At 63.5% G+C, this 16,855-nt stretch carries 16 protein-coding genes; 9 read left to right on the top strand and 7 right to left on the bottom strand.

Translation table 11 applies throughout. The annotated features are described in order from the left end of the window. Nucleotides 1-45 precede the first annotated feature (45 nt). The 3 genes from LB572_RS14015 to LB572_RS14005 all read left to right on the top strand — a co-directional run bounded on the left by LB572_RS14015 (nucleotide 46) and on the right by LB572_RS14005 (nucleotide 3,759). Entirely contained in the window at nucleotides 46-1,116 is a 1,071-nt protein-coding gene (locus LB572_RS14015) for a sugar ABC transporter substrate-binding protein (protein ID WP_224668118.1), read from the top strand. A 70-nt stretch (nucleotides 1,117-1,186) separates the two neighbouring features. Continuing rightward, a complete protein-coding gene (locus LB572_RS14010) occupies nucleotides 1,187-2,728 on the top strand; it encodes a sugar ABC transporter ATP-binding protein (protein WP_140804603.1) in 1,542 nt (513 codons plus the stop codon). Nucleotides 2,729-2,793: 65 nt separating this feature from the next. After that, a complete protein-coding gene (locus tag LB572_RS14005) occupies nucleotides 2,794-3,759 on the top strand; it encodes an ABC transporter permease (protein ID WP_181179449.1) in 966 nt (321 codons plus the stop codon). A gap of 39 nt (nucleotides 3,760-3,798) precedes the next feature. Here LB572_RS14005 and LB572_RS14000 read toward each other — a convergent pair whose 3' ends face one another. Continuing rightward, a complete protein-coding gene (locus tag LB572_RS14000; RefSeq protein WP_224668117.1) occupies nucleotides 3,799-4,827 on the bottom strand; it encodes a substrate-binding domain-containing protein in 1,029 nt (342 codons plus the stop codon). Between the two features lie 184 nt (nucleotides 4,828-5,011). On the opposite strand from LB572_RS14000, the gene LB572_RS13995 reads away from it, so the two are divergent. Next, entirely contained in the window at nucleotides 5,012-6,133 is a 1,122-nt protein-coding gene (locus tag LB572_RS13995; RefSeq protein ID WP_224668116.1) for a mandelate racemase/muconate lactonizing enzyme family protein, read from the top strand. 111 nt (nucleotides 6,134-6,244) lie between these two features. Here LB572_RS13995 and LB572_RS13990 read toward each other — a convergent pair whose 3' ends face one another. From LB572_RS13990 to LB572_RS13965, 6 genes are all read right to left on the bottom strand, one after another. After that, on the bottom strand, nucleotides 6,245-7,759 hold the full coding sequence (locus tag LB572_RS13990; protein WP_224668115.1) for an ATP-binding cassette domain-containing protein: 1,515 nt from the start codon (nucleotides 7,757-7,759) through the stop codon (nucleotides 6,245-6,247). Beyond that, entirely contained in the window at nucleotides 7,756-8,805 is a 1,050-nt protein-coding gene (locus LB572_RS13985) for an ABC transporter permease (RefSeq protein ID WP_181179443.1), read from the bottom strand. The genes LB572_RS13990 and LB572_RS13985 overlap by 4 nt, the downstream gene beginning before the upstream one ends. Nucleotides 8,806-8,895: 90 nt before the next feature. After that, complete coding sequence (locus LB572_RS13980; RefSeq protein ID WP_181179440.1) at nucleotides 8,896-10,014, bottom strand: sugar ABC transporter substrate-binding protein; 1,119 nt, start codon at nucleotides 10,012-10,014, stop codon at nucleotides 8,896-8,898. A gap of 65 nt (nucleotides 10,015-10,079) precedes the next feature. Next, nucleotides 10,080-11,219 carry a mandelate racemase/muconate lactonizing enzyme family protein gene (locus tag LB572_RS13975; protein WP_140804590.1) on the bottom strand — a complete coding sequence of 380 codons (1,140 nt, stop codon included), beginning with the start codon at nucleotides 11,217-11,219 and terminating at the stop codon, nucleotides 10,080-10,082. Nucleotides 11,220-11,230: 11 nt separating this feature from the next. Next, a complete protein-coding gene (locus LB572_RS13970; RefSeq protein WP_140804588.1) occupies nucleotides 11,231-12,109 on the bottom strand; it encodes an SMP-30/gluconolactonase/LRE family protein in 879 nt (292 codons plus the stop codon). Nucleotides 12,110-12,127: 18 nt separating this feature from the next. Next, the gene (locus LB572_RS13965; RefSeq protein WP_224668114.1) at nucleotides 12,128-12,877 is read right to left on the bottom strand and encodes an SDR family NAD(P)-dependent oxidoreductase; all 750 of its coding nucleotides are present in this window, start codon (nucleotides 12,875-12,877) and stop codon (nucleotides 12,128-12,130) included. A gap of 425 nt (nucleotides 12,878-13,302) precedes the next feature. Here LB572_RS13965 and LB572_RS13960 point away from each other — a divergent pair, with 425 nt between their 5' ends. The 5 genes from LB572_RS13960 to LB572_RS13940 are packed head-to-tail and all read left to right on the top strand — an operon-like array spanning nucleotide 13,303 to nucleotide 16,846. Continuing rightward, nucleotides 13,303-14,385, top strand: a complete 1,083-nt coding sequence (locus tag LB572_RS13960; RefSeq protein ID WP_224668113.1) for a tartrate dehydrogenase — start codon at nucleotides 13,303-13,305, stop codon at nucleotides 14,383-14,385. Continuing rightward, nucleotides 14,378-15,247: an amidohydrolase family protein gene (locus LB572_RS13955; RefSeq protein WP_224668112.1), complete on the top strand. Its 870-nt coding sequence runs from the start codon at nucleotides 14,378-14,380 to the stop codon at nucleotides 15,245-15,247. The genes LB572_RS13960 and LB572_RS13955 overlap by 8 nt, the downstream gene beginning before the upstream one ends. A gap of 3 nt (nucleotides 15,248-15,250) precedes the next feature. Next, entirely contained in the window at nucleotides 15,251-15,739 is a 489-nt protein-coding gene (locus LB572_RS13950) for a VOC family protein (RefSeq protein WP_224668111.1), read from the top strand. Then, complete coding sequence (locus tag LB572_RS13945) at nucleotides 15,736-16,068, top strand: EthD domain-containing protein (protein ID WP_224668110.1); 333 nt, start codon at nucleotides 15,736-15,738, stop codon at nucleotides 16,066-16,068. The genes LB572_RS13950 and LB572_RS13945 overlap by 4 nt, the downstream gene beginning before the upstream one ends. 10 nt (nucleotides 16,069-16,078) lie before the next feature. Then, the gene (locus LB572_RS13940; RefSeq protein ID WP_224668109.1) at nucleotides 16,079-16,846 is read left to right on the top strand and encodes an SDR family NAD(P)-dependent oxidoreductase; all 768 of its coding nucleotides are present in this window, start codon (nucleotides 16,079-16,081) and stop codon (nucleotides 16,844-16,846) included. The last annotated feature ends 9 nt before the right edge of the window (nucleotides 16,847-16,855 follow it).

Below are 16,855 nucleotides of genomic sequence, written 5' to 3'. Positions count from 1 at the left end.
AATACTCAAAATAAATACTCAAACAAGACAACAGGGGGAATTCGCATGACATTCAGGAGAACCACCTCGACCGCGATGCTCGCCGCCGTGGCGTTGGCCTTCGCAGGATCAGGCGCCTTTGCGGATGACATCACCATAGGCTTCGTGGCGCACGCCCAGGGCGATCCGTTCGTGCAGCAGATCCAGGACGGCGCACAGGCCGCCGCCAGCGATCTCGGCGTCAAGCTGGTGACCGCGCAGCAGGCAGGCGGCGCGCCGGAAGGCCAGCTCAAGCTTGTGCAGAATTTCGTCAATTCCGGCGCCCAGGGCATCGCAACCTCGGTGCCTGGCGAATCCATGGCCAAGAGCTTGAACGACATCGTCTCCGGCGGCGTGCCCTTGGTGCAGTTCAACCTGCTGTCTAAGGCCGTCGAGGCACCCTATGTCGGCGAAAAATCGGTCGAGAGCGGACGCGTCCTCGGCCGCATGGTGCTCGAAAAGCTTGGCGGGGAGAGCGCCAAGGGCACAGTCGTTCTCGGCAATTGCTTTCCCGGCTTCCCCGTGCTCGAGAACCGCGCCAAGGGCGTCGAGGAATCGCTTGCCAAGGCTTCAGGCATCAAAGTGCTCGGCCCGTTCGACGTGAAGGTGTCGGCCGTCGACAACTACAATCACTGGGAGCAGCTCTACAGCGCCAATCCGGACGCCATCGCCCTGATAGGCCTGTGCGCGCCCGACGTGACCAGCCTTGGCAAGCTGAACGCCGCCCATGGCGACAAATTCGTGGCCGGCGGCTACGACATGACGGAGCTGAACCTGAAAGCGATCAAGGAAGGCCACGCCTATGTGACCATCGGGCAGAGCGCCTTCGTGCAGGGCTACCTGCCGGTCGCCCTGCTGGTCAACGCCATCAAGGGCGGCAAGAAGCTCGCGCCGGGGTTCTATAACGCCGGCTCGCAGATCATGACCGCGGACAAGGTCGACATGGGGAATGGCCTGAAGCCTATCTCCTTCGACGAGGCCCAGAAACTTGCCGCCGACCCGAAGGCGACGGCCGAATACTACAAGCCCTGGACCGAGACCCTCACGGCGCAAATGCTCTCGAGCGAGCCGAAGCCGATTTCGGCAGAGTCCGAGTAGCCGCAGCGATTTCCCACTGATGGTCGGGGGCGGCCGAAAGCTGCCCCTCACCGTCCAGGGATAAGATGTCATGGCCAAGCCGTTGCTCTCAGTGCGCAATCTCGCCAAGCGTTATGGCGGCGTGGTGGCGCTCGAGAACATGAACCTGTCGGCGCAGCCCGGCACCATTCACGCCGTGGTGGGCGAGAACGGCGCCGGCAAATCGACGCTGATGAAGATTCTTGCCGGTGTGGTGCGGCCGGATGGCGGCACCATCGAGATCGACGGGCAAGCGGTGACCATCGCCAGCCCGAACGAGGCGCGCCTGCGCGGCATAGGCATGGTGTACCAGGAACTCAGCCTGTTCCCGGATCGCTCGGTCCTGGCCAATCTTTTCGTCAACCGCGAGCCCGTCCGCCATGGGCTGGTCTCGCTGTCGTCGATGGAGCGGCAGTGCGAGCGCCTGCTCGATCAGCTCGGGCTCCATGTCGATGTCCGCGCGCCGGTCAGCCGCCTGAGCATAGGCGAGCGGCAGCTTGTCGAATTGTGCCGGGTGCTGCTGGAAAAGCCGCGCCTGCTGATCCTCGACGAACCGAATTCAGCCCTCAACCAGCAAGAGACCGAAAGGTTGTTTGCGGTGCTGCATGGGCTTCGCCGCCAGGGCATCACGATGCTCTACGTCTCGCACCGGCTGGAAGAGGTCTTCTCGATTTCCGATCGCATCACCATCACGCGGAACGGCCGCGACGTGGCCACCAAGGAACGCGCGGCGCTGACCATCCCGGAAGTCATCGAAGGCATGATCGGCCGGCAGCGCGAGGCGCTCTTTCCGCCGCCCCTGCCCGCAAAGGTGGACGCCTCGCCTAGGGAACTCGTGGTTTCCGGCCTTGCCGGCGGCCGGCTGCGGCAAATCGATTTCAAGGCGCATTCGGGTGAAGTGGTCGGGTTCGCCGGGCTGGAGGGATCGGGCGTCACGGATATCCTGAACATCCTTTTCGGGCTGCGCCGGGCCCGCCGCGGCACAGCCCGCTTCCCGGATGGCCGCGGCCTGCCGAAGAGCACGACGGAGGCGTCCCGGCGCAAGGTTTGCCTCGTGCCGGCCGATCGGCGGCACAATGGCCTGATGCTCGACAAATCGATCCTGTTCAACATCTCAAACATCGTCGTCGGCGCCAGGAATGACGGCCCGCTGTGGTTCTCGCCGAAAGGAGCGCTGCAACGAGCAACCCGGCAGATCGAAGCGCTGCGCATCAAGGGGCTGCCCCACGCCTTGGCCAATTCCCTTTCCGGCGGCAATCAGCAGAAAGTGGTGATCGGCAAATGGCTGGAGATCGGCCCGCAGGTGTTCCTGCTGGATGATCCCACGCGCGGCGTCGATGTCGGCGCCAAGCGCGAGATCTACGGGCTCATCCGCAAGATCGCGGCCGACGGAGGGATCGTGCTGTTCTCTTCGACCGAGTTGCCGGAACTGATCGGTCTTTGCGACCGCATTCTCGTGATCTACCAGGGCCGGCTGGCCGGCGAGGTTGCCGGCGACGGCATGGACAGCCGCGCCATCCTGCATTTGCTCAACACCGGGGAACGATCCGGGCGCTCGCCGGGCCCGGACGCATACGAAGCGACCGTCGCATGACCGATACCAATCAAGCCGAAAAAACCTCAACGCCTCTGCCGAGGTCGTCGCGGCAAGGTTTCCGCATGCCCGACGAGATCGGCGTGATCGTCGCCTTGCTCGTCATGATGGCGGTCATCGGCATCGCGAGGCCGCGTTTCCTCAACCCGATCAATCTTCTTTCCCTGCTGGGCAACACCACGTTCCTGGGCATGCTGGCGCTGGGCATGGTGTTCCTGCTGGCCATCCGCGAGATCGATCTGTCGGTCGGCTGGATGTTCAACTTCTCCGCCGTCGTCGTCGCCCTGCTGATGGTGGCGGGTCTCGATCCATGGCTCGCCGCGATTGCGGGCGTGGCTTTTGGCGGCTGCCTGGGGCTGGTCAACGGACTGATCGCCGTGACCCTGCGTTTGCCGGCGATCATCGTGACGCTCGGCACCTATTCGATGTTTCAAGGGCTTTCGCTCGTGGTCAATCGCGGACGCGCGATCGTTCCGTCCGATGACGGCAGCAGTTTTTTCTGGGTGATTTCCTACAAATTGTTCGGTGTCTTGCCAGTGTCGGCGCTCGTCTTCCTGCTCCTGGCGGTTGCGATGCATATCCTTCTCCACCGCACCCGGTTCGGCTATCGGGTGCAGGCCGTCGGCAGCAATCCGGAAGCGGCGGCCCATGCCGGCATCCCCACCGCGCTGGTCAGATTGCAGACCCTGGTACTGATGGGCGCGATCTGCGGCTTGTCCGGCACCATGTATGTCGGCTTCCGCGGCGCCATCGATCCGAATGAGGGCAGCGATTTCGTTCTCGTCGTCATTGCCGCCGTCATCATCGGCGGCACGCCGCTTTCCGGCGGGCACGGCACCATCATCGGCGCGGTCATTGGCATGACGATCATCCAGGTCATTTCCAGCGGGCTGATCTTCTTCGGCATCGACGCGACCTGGAGCACCTTCTTCACCGGCGCCGTGACCGTGCTGGCGGTGTCGCTGGACAGGCTGATCAAATACCAGCGATCCCGCCGGGCCGAGAAGCTGCGCGAGACGTCGCACGGCTGATGCCCTGCCAGATGATTCCGCTTGGCGAAAAAATCCAGTCTAGCGGCGCACCGGCAGGCAGGAGCCTCCCATGATCAGGTGCGTGGGAAAGGAGATGCGCTGCGCCGGCCGCGCGTTGCTGCCATCGAGCCGCTCGAGCAGCAACTGCGCCGCGGTTCGCCCGATTTCCTCCACAGGTCGGTCGATCAGCGTGATCGGACCCGGATAGAGCATCGCGATATCCGATCGATCGCAGGCGATCAGCGATATGTCCTGCGGCACCGAAACGCCCTGCTGCTGCATGGCGCGCAGCACGCCGGCAAGGATCCTGTTCCCGGCCGCGATGATCGCGGTCGGCCGCTCCGGCATCTGCAGCAACGTGGTGGCCTCGCGGAAACCGTAATCCGCCGACAGGCTCTGCGAGCGGATCAGATCGCGCGGCACCGGCAGGCCGGCACGCTCGAACGCTTCCACGAAGCCGCGGACACGCTCGCGCCCCGGACGGATGTCGCTGCCGGCCGTGATGATCGCTATGCGCCTATGCCCCAGCTCGATCAGGTAATTGGTGGCCTGGCGCAGGCCGGGCGCGTGCTCGGTCAGCACCGCATCGATCTCGAGCGGAATGTCGCGATCGAGCAGAACGGCTGGAATGCGAAGTTCCCTCAGCCGCTTGATGGTACGAGCGTCCTGCTCGTTGTTGATGGTCATGATCATCCCGTCGGCGCGACCGTGCTGCAGCATGTCGAGCGCCGCCGCCTCTTCGCTGGCCTGGCCGTGGGTGCTCATCAGATAGAGCGAATAGCCCTTCTGGCGAAGCTCCGCGTCGATCGCCTTGAAGCAGCTGGCATGCCAGGGATTAGCGATGTCGTCGATGACGAAACCGACCGTCATCGTGCTGCGGCGGCGCATGTTCTGCGCGCGAACATCCGGCTGGAAGTCGAGCGACCGTATCGCCGCCCGCACCTTGCTGAGCGTTTCGGGCTTCACCGTCTCAGGAACGTTGAGGCTACGTGAAACGGTTCCGACCGACACGCCCGAAACGCGAGCTACATCCCGGATCGTCGCTTTCTTGTCCACGACTTTCGTCACACCGAATCCCCTCGTGGCCGCATCCCATATTTCGGGCCAAGTCACCGAAATTATTGAGAAAGGGAATTCTAGCGCAATTTGCATTGGGTCAGCAAGGGATATGCGGCCAGTTATCCCTTGACCGGCAAGGTCTGCGTACTCTAACTTAGAAACGTTTCAATTTTATGCGGAACTGGGTCCTCTCATGGTCGTGCCCCTGAAAATCGAGCGCATCGAATGTATCCCGCTGTGCATGCCGCTGCCGCGCACCTTCCGCGGCAGCTACTACCACATGACGCACCGCTGCACGATCATCACCCGTATCTACACGTCAGAGGGCATAGTCGGCGAGGTCTACAACGGCGACGAGTTCGAAACGCAGGCCGAGGTCGTCAAGATCATCCTCGACGAAATCCAGCCACGGCTGATCGGCAAGGACGCGTTCAATATCGAGGGTTGCTGGGAGGAAGCCCGCGCGCCGAGCTATAATATTCTGCGCGACCGCAAACTCGCCATGTGCGCCCAGGCCTGCGTCGACTCTGCCATCTGGGACGCGGTCGGCAAGGCGTTGAACGTGCCGCTCTACAAGCTGTGGGGCGGTTATCGTGATCGTCTTCCGGTCATCTGCATCGCCGGATATTACGAGGAAAACAAGACCTTAGCGGATTTCGGCCGCGAAATGGAGGATATCCGAGCGGCGGGCTACGCAGGCTGCAAGTTCAAGGTCGGCGGTCGCACCCCAAAGGAGGATGCCGAGCGCGTCCGCACAGCGCGCAGCGCTGTGGGCGACGATTTCGTTCTATGCATCGATGCCAACCAGGGCTGGACCTTGCGGGAGGCGGTGGAATTTTCGCGACATGCCCGCGATCTCGGCATCCGCTGGTTCGAGGAGCCCGTGCGCTGGTACAATGACCGCCTCGACCTCGCGGCCGCCCGCAGCCAGATGGGGATTCCCGTGGCCGCCGGCCAGAGCGAGATCAGCCGTGCCGGCTGCCGCGACCTGATGATGTCCGGTTCGATCGATGTCTGCAACTTCGACGCCAGCTGGGGCGGAGGCCCCACGGAATGGCGGCGCGTGGCAGCGCTGGCTCAGGCCTTTGCCTGCGAAATGGGCCACCACGAAGAGCCGCAGATCGCCGCCCACCTGCTTTCGGGCATCCCGAACGGCACATTTTTGGAAACGTTTCACCCTGACCGCGACCCCATGTTCTACGCGTTGGTCGCCAATCGCTCGAAGTTCGACAACGGCTACTACGACGTCCCACAAGGGCCGGGTTTCGGGCTGGAGCTGGATGAGGCAACGATCAGGAAGTACAAGGTCGACTGAGTACGTCCGGCGGCGTTGCGCGCCGCGCAGGGACCGGAAAGACGCGGTGACCCTGAAATCGGCTCGCCGGGGTCAGAACGTTTCATGGCCGGTTGGCCGTTCCGCCGGCCGCTACCCCGCCTTCGGCATCCGTTCGCGGCTTTCGGATTCCAAGCGGGTGATATCGGTCGCAAGCTGCTCGACGTGATCGTAGTCGCCCACCGCAAGCCCTGGCGAAACCTTGCCATTGGCGACGACATGCACGCGATCGGCCGCTTCGTAGACTTCCAGTGTTTCGGTGCAAAGCATGATCACCACATTGCCTCGCTCGGCATAGTCCCTGAGCAGCCGATAGATTTCCGCCTTGGAGTGAATATCGACTCCTCGGGTCGGCTCCTCCAGCAGCAGCAGCTTCGGATCGCAATGCAGCGCCTGGGCGATCGCCACCTTCTGCTGGTTGCCACCCGACAGCGAGCGGATGGGCTGCGTCGTCGTCCGTGTCTTGACGAGGAAGTGCTTGACCGCGACCTCCGCCATCTCCTTCATCCGGCGTGTCCTGAGCGTCAGGCCGAAACCGGCAATCTGGGGTGAGCCGAGCCGCGCGAGCAGATTCTCGCCGACCGAGAAATTGCTGTAGAGGCTGAGCTGGCGGGTCGCGGGAACATAGGCGGACATCGCATCGATCGCATGTTCGCCGCCCTCGCCCGCAATGGTGATCGCGCCCGTGCAGTGCTCCAGGCCTGCGAAAGAGCGGATCAGCTCGCGCGAGCCGGATCCCTCGACGCCGACAAGCGCGATGATCTCGCCAGCGCTTCCATCGAGCGAGACATCCCGGAATGCTCTGTCATGCGTCCAGTTCTTTACGGAGAACACCGGTTGGGCTGCGGTCTGCGCCGCAGACTTCGCGGCCTTGCCATGGACGGCGCCGCTGTCCACCACCATCTGCCGGGCGATGCCCTCCTCCGTCAGCGCCTCGCCTTGCAGTATAGCGCGCACGCTGCCGTCGCGGACGATGGCGACGCGGCTGCAATGGGCAACCAGATCCTCAAGACGATGCGTGACCAGCAGCACGATGCGGCCATCCGCGGCAATCTTGTGCATTTCGCGGAAAAGCTCGTTGGATTCGTCGGCCGTCAGCGCCGAGTTCGGCTCGTCGAACAGGAAGACGCGCGATGCGCGCGCCACCGCGCGGGCGATCTCGGTGCGCTGTTGCGTGGCCAGCGAGCAATCCGAGAGCAGCCTGTCGCGAAGATGGCCGATCCCCAGCGCCTCCATGACCCTGGCATCGGCCTGGCCAAGTCCTGGCCGCAACCGGCTCGCGCCTTCGCGGCCGACGAGCATGTTTTCGGCCACCGTCAGATTGGGAAAAAGCTGCGGCTCCTGATGCACGACCGCCACGGCCTGCCAGTCGGTGAAGGGCGACCACGGCGCGCCGTCGAAAGTCAATTCGCCGCCATCGGGTCTCTCCTCGCCGGCAATCACGCGGATCAACGTGCTCTTTCCCGCGCCGTTCGGGCCGGCGATGCCGAGCACCTCACCGGCGTACAGTTCGAGATCGACGCCGCTCAGGGCGATCGTGCTGCCATAGCGCTTGGTGACGCCACGAATGCTGATGCCTTGCCGAGCCTCCCCGTCAGGCCGGCTCATGACGCCCTGCTCTTGCGCAGCTTGGTGAGGAACAGGTCGAGCGCCACCGCGCCGATGGTGACGGCGCCGAGGAAGATCTGCTGCACATGCGGACCGGGCGACAGCAGCGCCAAGCCGATCTGCAACTCGGCGAGCAGCAGCGCGCCGCCCAGCGTGCCGACGATCGTTCCCTTGCCGCCCGAAAGGCTGGCGCCGCCGATGATCACCGCCGCGAAGACCGGAAATGTCTGCGACAGGCCGATATCCGGCTGGCTGGTCTGGATGAAGGAAAAGTCGAGGATGCCGGCGATCGCCGCCAGCACCGAACAGAGGATGAAGGCGAGGACCTTGTATTTCCGTACCGGCAGCCGTGCCAGCCGCCCGGCCTCCGGATTTCCACCGATCGCCATCAGCCGGAAGCCGAAAAGCGAGCGATGCAGCAGAAAACCGATGACGGCGGCGATGCCGAGCATCCAGAAGATTTCGACCGAGAGGCTGTACTTGCCGACGTTCTGGGTCAGTCCGATGAAGAAATTCAGTTCGCCCGGATCGACGTTGCCGTCCGGCGGCGGGTAGTTCGGGTTGAAAGTGCCGGTGTTGGAGACCCACAGCGACAGGCCGTAAAGCAGGTTGTAGCTGCCGAGCGTGACGATGAAGGACGGAATCTTCATGCTCGTCACCAGCAGGCCATTGAACAGGCCAACGCAAATGGCGACAAGGATCGCGATCGGGATCGCCGCATAGACCGACACGCCCATCAGAATCCAGACCACCGCGAGCGTATTGGCCGCAAGGCCGTACATCGCGCCGAAGGAAAGGTCGATCTCGCCCACGACGATCACCAGCGTCAGTCCCATGGCCATGATCGCCACCGAGCTCATCGCCCGGAGCACCGAGACAGCAAGGTTCGGATTGGCGAAATTGGGATTGATGGCCACGAACACCATCGCCACCACGATGACCGCAAGAAACAGGCCGCCGACGCGCAGCGCCGCATCGATCGTCGCCTTGGCGGCCGAGGACCCCCGCTTCGACTCGGCATGTTGGCCGACCTCGCTCGAACTCATGCTTATCTCAACTCCATGTTTCAGACCCATATCGTGCGGGGCCGGAATCGATCGGGCCGCCGGGGCGGCCCGATCGCCATCAATGCGACATCACTTCTGCGACATGGTCCGGTCGAGTTCCTCGCGGGCCTGCTTGACGTCGGCCTTCATCACGGCCTTCAAGGTCTGGGTATTCGGCAGGATCTCGCCGTTCTTGAGGAACTGGGCACAGGCCGGTCCGCCAAAGGCCGCCTGGTCGGGCCAGCGCTGATCGAACTGCACCACCTGGATACCCTTCTCGATCGCGTCGAGCTGACCCTTGGAAGAGTTCCAGCCCACCGTGAAGACCTTGCCGGCAAGGCCGAGGCTTTCGATGGCCCGATCGGCGTGCTCGGCGCCGATGTCCACGTTCTCGATAAACTGAACGTCCGGATTGGCGGTCAGGAACGAACGGTAGACATCGAAGGCCTTGCCCGGCTCATAGCTGGTGTTGAGACCGTTCGCGGCGGAGGTCACGAACTTTGCGTCCGGGATCGCGGCCTTGATGGTGTCCTCGAAGCCTTTCATGCGGCCCTGGGCCCAGAACTGGGTGGGATCTCCCCCGGAGACGGCGAAGACCTTGATGTCGCTCTTGCCGTTGTCCTTGATCCACTGCAGCACGGTTTCGGCGGCATATTTGCCTTCCTTGGCCGGGATCTGGGTGAAGTTGGTGAACTCGTGACCGCGTGACGGCACGCCCGACGTGAAGACCGGGATGCCCTGGTCCATCAGCTTGTTGGTGATCGCAGTCATCGCGTCCGAGCTGACCGGCTCGATACCGATGCAATCGATTTCGCCAGCGGCGAGCTTGGCCTCGATCTGGCTGACCTGCTGATTGGGATCGTTCTGGACCGGCGCGATCGAGGCGCAATCCATCGGATAGATGGCATTACCCATCTTGCAGCCCATTTCGAAGCCGGCCTTGAACTGCGGCGAGAACAGAGGGATGCCCGAGGCCTGGTAGGAGAAAACGTAGTTGATCTTTTCGCCCTTTTTGACCTTTTCGGCGATCCGGTCGGCGAGCTTGAACGTGCCCCAGTCGCGCTTGACCTCGAAGGGCGCGCCCTCGACCTTCTCGCCCTTGTCCGGGATCTGCGTGTCCTTGAAATCCTGTGCGAGCGCTGTCCCGGTGATTGAAAGCGCGGTACAGCCCATGGCCGCCAGCATCACCCCACGATATGTTCTACGCATATTAGTCCTCCCATGACGCGTTGACTTGACTGCTTTCATTGTGGCGGCTCCCATGCCGCCGTTCGTCAGACCAATCCCAGCACCTTCTCGCTGCGAAAGCCCTCGACGACCTCCTCGATCACCTCGATGCCCAGGCCCGGCCCGGTCGGCGGATACATCCAGCCGTCCTTGTGCTCGAAAGACTTCTTGACGAGGTCGTGCTGCATCGGATTGCGCAGCGGTTTCAGCTCGAAAAGCTTGCAGGCGGGCGAATTGAACGAGATCGCCAGGCTGGCGGCCGTCACGATCGCCGACGACCAGGCATGCGCGTTGGCCTGCCGCCGGTAGAACTCGCAGCGCTCCGTCACCTTCTTGAAGCCGGTGATGCCCTCGGCGCGCCCCGGATCGACGCCGATGACGTCGACGGTGCCGGTCGCCAGCACGCGCTCGAACTGCTCGAGCGTCCATTCGCGCTCGCCATAGGCGATGCGGGTCGTGGTCTTGGAGCGCAGGTTGGCATAGCCTTCCGGGTCCCAGGCGCCGAGCGGCTCCTCGATCCAGGCGAGATCGTACTCCTCCATCGCCTTGGCGCGGCGCACGGCGTCGGTGACGTCCCATTTGATGGCGATGCCGTTGTCGATCATCAGCATCTTGTCGCCCAGCACCTCGCGCATCGCCTTCACATAGGCGACGTCGCGATCATGATCGTAGCCGAGACGGGCATTGCCGCGCTTGCCGAAGCCGGTCTTCAGGCCCTGCAGGCCGGTCGAGACCCATTCTCGCGTTTCCTCGGCCATTTCGGCGATATCTTCGTAATGTGCATGGCAGGAGGCTATGGCCGGCAGTCGCTCGTGCACCGACCCGCCCAGCAGATCGAGCACGCTTCTGTTGAGCGCCTTGCCCTTCAGGTCCCAAAGCGCGATGTCGATGGCAGCGGTGGCATAGGAGGCGATGCCGCCGTGATAGCCGTACCACCAGGCCTGCTGCTTGTTCTGTCGCCAAAGCACCTCGGTCTGCACCGGGTCCTTGCCGATCAGATTCGGCGCCATGCCCTCGATGATCGCCTTGGTGGCGAAATTGGCCTCGGGGAATTGGGTGATCGATTCCCCCCAACCCACCTGGCCGTCATCGGCGGTGACCTTGGCCAGGCAAAGATGCCGCAGCGCGTTGAAATCGTTCGGCTCGGGATAGCTGACCGGGATGGCTTCGACTTTGGCGATTTTCATGCTGATGATTCCTATCCGATCGCACCGCGATAGAGCGGCATGCCTTCGACGCCGAGATCGACCTCGATCAGATAGCCGGTCATCGCCGCTCCCGTCGTGTCGAACGGCCCCATGTCGCAGCAGAACAGCTTGCCGCCCTTGCCGAACACACAGTTGAGGATGGTGCCGCCGGTTTCGAGGAAACCGACCAGCTTGCCGTCCTTCGTGAAATGGTCGACGCCGCCGGCCGCGACCGCCGTGATCCAGAGATCGCCGTTCGCGTCGATCTTGAGTCCGTCCGGAATGTGGCCCTCCGGCATACGGCAGAGCACCGACTTGCTGCCGTCCGGCTTTCGGCGGACGACGTTGAGCGTATAGGACTCCACCCAAACGAGAGATCCGTCCGGCTCGGCGACGATGCCGTTGGGGTAGACGTAATCGAGTTCTTCGAGAATATGCGCGATGCCGTTCTTCTCGATCACGCAGATGCGGCCGGGATGCGGCTTCTCCGCCATGTTCCAGTCGCCGGAATCGGTGAAATAGAGCCGGCCGTCCGGGCCGAACGTCAGATCGTTGGGACCGTCGAACTTGACCCCGTCCGCCTCGGTGACGAGGATTTCGGCCTTGCCGCCGGGCGAGGTTTTCTGGATCGACGGCGGCCTGTGCTCGGGAGCGACCCATTGGCCGACATTCGGCGTCTGCGTCGAATAGACGGCGCCGTCGCTGCCCAGCATGCAGGCATTGGGTCCGCCGCCCACATAGGCGTATTGCCCCTGCTTGCCGCTCTTCGGGTCCCAATAACCGATCTCGCTCGCATAGGTATTGGCGAAGATCACACGCCCATCGTCGAGCTCATAAGGACCCTCAGGATGGCCAAGGCCGGTGGCGCGTATCACTTGCGGTCTTTTCATCGTTCTCCTCCCTTGCGGCTACCACGTGACCAGTCCGCCGGTGAAATTCACCGCCTGGCCGGTCATGTAGCCTGCCTCGTCCGACAGCAGGAACCAGATGGCGCCCGCGCATTCTTCCGACCGTGCCGGCCGGCCGAGCGGCACGGTCTTGTTGCGCGCCTCGTCCATCGCTGAAAGCTCCATGCCCCGCAGCCTGGCCATGCCGGCCAGCACCATGTCCTGCATCGGCGTGTCGACGATGCCCGGGCAGATGGCATTGACGCGCACCGGCCGCGAGGCAAGCGCTTGGGCAAAGGAGCGGGTGATGGAGAGGATCGTCGTCTTCGACGCGGCGTAGGCCGCGACTTCGGTCGTCGTCGCAAGCTTGGCCGAACTGGAAGACAGGTTGACGACCGCTCCGCCCGGCTTCAGCCGCGGACCGATCTGCTGGCACAGGAAGAAGATGGACTCGGCATTTATGGTATGGATCCGGCGCCAGTCGTCGAGCGTGACGTCGAAGATCGACTTCACCACCAGCACGCCGTGCGAGTTGACCAGGTAGTCGGCGCCGTCCGCTGCCTCCGCCACGCGCGCCCGGCCGGCCGGCTCCGAAAGATCGGCGACAAGCGGCTCGCAATCGCCGCCGGCGACCTCGCCAAGCTTCTCCCCATCTATGTCGACGGCAAGCACGCGGACCCCTTCTTGCAGCAGCCGCCGCACGACGGCGCGACCGATGCCGCTGCCGGCTCCCGTCACGATGGCGCGACGCGCATGCACTGCCGAACTCATCCGCTTCGAGCCTCCCAACGCGATCGCACCACAAACAGCAACCTTGCCTTTGCGGCACACGCATAAGCGCGAATGTATTGGTCCGGAGGGCCCCAGCCCTTCCGTAATGGCTATATTGAAACGTTATCAGAAGAATGCAAGCACTTTTTCGCACTGTGGCCAGCGCCGGAAGCCGCTTGCTGTCTTTCCGGCCGTTTCTGACGTCGCTTCGCTGGAAGCCTGGAAACAAATGGAAAAAAACCCGAAAAAGGCCGGATATGCGGTTATCCGGCTCTTTTCCTGAGCAACAACCCTCGCAAATCCAACCGAGCAGCGCCGGCATTTCGAAACTTCATGCGAGACAGCCTTGCAATGACTTTGGTTGCCGATATAATTGAAACGATATTATCCCTGTTCCCGTCAAACTTTCCCGGAGTTCAAGGCGAATGCGCTCAACGAAGATTGCGGTGATCCAGGGAGACGGGATCGGCAAGGAAGTCGTGCCGCAGGGTATCAAGGTCGTGAACGAAGCCGCGCGCCTTTTCGGTCTCGACATCCGCTGGGAGGATTTCGAGTGGGGTTGCGACCACCATGCCCGTACCGGCCGGATGATGCCTGAAAACGGGCTGGACCAGATCGCGGGCCATGACGCGATCTTCCTTGGCGCCATCGGCTGGCCGACCGTGTCTGACGTGGAGTCGTTGTGGACGTTGCTGATGCCGATCCGGCGCAATTTCCAGCAATATGTGAATCTGCGTCCTGTGCGTCTCTTCGACGGCGTGTCCTCGCCGCTCGTCAATCCGGGCAACATAGATTTCTACATCGTGCGCGAGAACAACGAAGGCGAATATTCCGAGATCGGCGGACGCATGTTCCCGGGCATGGACCAGGAAATGGTCAGCCAGGAAACCGTGCTGACGCGCTTCGGGTGCGATCGGGTGATGCGCTTCGCCTTCGAACTCGCCCGCAAGCGCAAAAAGAAGCTGACCTCCGCGACCAAGTCCAACGGCATCATCCATACGATGCCTTTCTGGGACGAGCGCTTCCGCGCCATCGCCCAGGAGTTTCCGGACGTCGCGACGGAACAGTATCACATCGACATCCTCACCGCCCATTTCGTTCGCCGCCCCGCCAGCTTCGATGTCGTCGTGGCGGGCAATCTGTTCGGCGACATCCTTTCCGATCTCGGTCCCGCCGTCACCGGCACCATCGGCATCGCGCCGTCCGGTAATCTCAATCCCGAACGACGCTTCCCGTCGATGTTCGAGCCGGTGCATGGTTCGGCGCCCGACATTGCGGGCCAGAACATTGCCAATCCGATCGGCCAGATCTGGTCGGGAGCGATGATGCTGGAGCATCTGGGCGCCCCCGAGGCGGCCAATGCCATCGTCGACGCCATTGCCAAGGTGCTCGCCTCGGGCGAAAACCTGACCCGTGACATGGGCGGCACTGCTTCGACCGACGCGTTGGGACAGGCGGTCGCCGACGCCCTGTCCATTCACCCGCTGGAGGCTCGGCGCCATGGCTGAACTGCCCTTCGTCGACACCCATTTCCATTTGCACGACATGAAGCATCCAAAGCTGCGCTACGGCTGGCTGGAGCCGGATGCCGTCCATGGCTTCCTCCCGGACACCGATCCGCTGAAGTCGCAGCATTATTTCATCAAGGACTACATCGCCGAAATCCGCTTCGCCAACGTGCCGAAGGCGGTGCATGTGCAGGCCGCGGTCAACACGCCCGACCCCGTCGACGAAACCGAATGGCTGCAGGCCTTCGCCGACAAGACCGGCTACCCGCAGGCCATCGTCGCCGAATGCCATCTGGCGCGCCCGGACGCCGCGCAGGTGCTTGACCGGCACCTGAAATATCCGAACGTGCGCGGCATCCGCAATTTCGGCGAAGGCCGCTATCTGATCGACAAAGCCTGGCGGCGCGGCTTTGCCGAACTCGGGCCGCGCAGCCTGGTTTCCTGCATTGACACGCGCGTCGAGCTCGCCGGCGATATCCTCGATCTCGCGCGCGCCTTTCCCGAAACCCAGATGTGCATCGACCACTGCGCCGTTCCGATGCGACGCGATCCGGCAAGCTTCCGGCAGTGGCGCGCGGCAATGGACGTCATGGCCGCGGCGCCGAATGTGTGGATGAAGATTTCGGGACTCGGGATGGGTGACCCGATGTGGACGGTGGACTCGATCCGGCCCTACGTGCTTGGCAGCATCGAGGCGTTTGGTCCGGACCGGGTCGTCTTTGGCACCAACTGGCCGGTCGATCGCATGTTCAGTTCCTATCCCGACGTCATCAATGCCTATGCCGAGATCATTTCCGGTTTCCCGCATCACGAGCGGGTGGCGATGTTCTCGGGCAACGCCGAGAAGCTTTTCAGGATTTGACCGGTGGGCGAAGAAACGAACGTCGCCGGCGCTGCCGCCACCGCCACTGCGGTCCACCATATCGGCATGAGCGTCGCCGGCATCGACGATGCGCTTGCCTTCTGGGAGGCCTTCCTCGGCGTGCCGGCCCGCTGGCGCACCATGCTCGACCGGCCCTATCTCGGCCGGCATGTCGGCTATCCCGGGATTCGGATCGCAGCGGCCTTCATCGACCTGCCGGGAGGCGGCACGCTGGAGTTGCTCGACTACCAGACCGGCAAGCAGACGCTGCCGGACGCCACCGCCAATGCGGGCAACGTGCATCTGTGCCTGAAGGTCGAGGACGCCGACACGGCCTGGCGGCACGCGGTGTCTTGCGGCGCAAGGCCGATCGTGCCGGACGGCCCTGTCGACATAGACGGCGGGCCGAACATCGGTGCGAAGGTCGCCTATCTTCGCATCCATGACGGCATCACGCTGGAGCTTTTCCAGCCGGCAAGGAGCGGTGCATGATCAAGCGCGTGAGCCTTATTCGCCGCAAGGCCGGCATGAGCCGGGAGGAATTCTTCGCCCACTGGACCGGCCCGCATGCCGCCATCGTGCGGCAGATGCCGGGCGTGCGGGGCCTGCGGTTCGGCAAGGTGCAGAGCTGGAATCCGGAAGAGGCGGCCTGGGACGGGGTCGGCGAGGTCTGGTTCGACAGCATGGAGGATGCGGTCAGGGCCTTCGCCGCGGAGCCTTATGCCAGCCGGCTTGTCGAGGACCGCAAGAAGTTCATGGGCGAGGCGCAATCCTGTTTCGTCACCGAGCATACCGCGGTCGCGCCACCGGAAGGGCGTTGAGGAGGAGACCATGGCATTCAATCTCGCCTCCGGGCTGGAAGGCAAAAAGGTCGTCGTCACCGGCGGCACGGGCGGGATCGGCCGCGAGGTGTGCCTGGGCTTCGCTGCCGCCGGATCGCAGGTCGCCGTGGTCGATCTCGATCAGGCGCGCGCCGATGCCGTCGTCGCCGAATTGGACGGCGGGCCACATATCGCCGTCGGCCATGACCTGCGCCCGGTCGGCGACCAGCATGTAGCGCTCGACAGGATCTTGGCCGCCTTCGGCCGGATCGACGTGCTGGTGCAGACGGCCGCCGTGCTGGTCCGCCGCCACAGCGTCTTCGATGTGACGGAGGCCGACTGGGATGTCCAGCACGACGTCAACCTCAAGGCCTCCTTCTTCCTGGCGCAGTCGGTGGCGAGGATCATGCGCGACCAGGGCCAGGGCGGACGGATCACCAATTTCACGTCGCAAGGCTGGATGAGCGGCGGTTTTGGCGGCTCGGTCGCCTATGCGGCGACCAAGGGCGGCATCGTGTCGATGACGCGCGGGCTCGCCCGCTCGCTCGCCAAGGACAAGATCACCGTCAACGCCGTCTCGCCGGGCGCCGCCGATACGGCGATGATGCGCAGCGGCATGGACGACGCCGCGCTCGCGGCCACCGTGGCGCAGATTCCGCTGGGCTATATGGCCGCCCCCTCGGAGCTTGCCGGCGCCGTGCTGTTCCTGGCTTCCGACCATGCGAGCTATGTGACCGGCGCCACCATCAATGTCAGCGGCGGCTGGCTGATGTATTGAGGAGGAGAC

It is taken from the genome of Mesorhizobium sp. BH1-1-5 (assembly GCF_020165615.1).
Taxonomy (GTDB): domain Bacteria; phylum Pseudomonadota; class Alphaproteobacteria; order Rhizobiales; family Rhizobiaceae; genus Mesorhizobium.
Note: the sequence above shows the minus strand (reverse complement) of the source record. Positions and strands in the feature narration are given on the sequence as shown.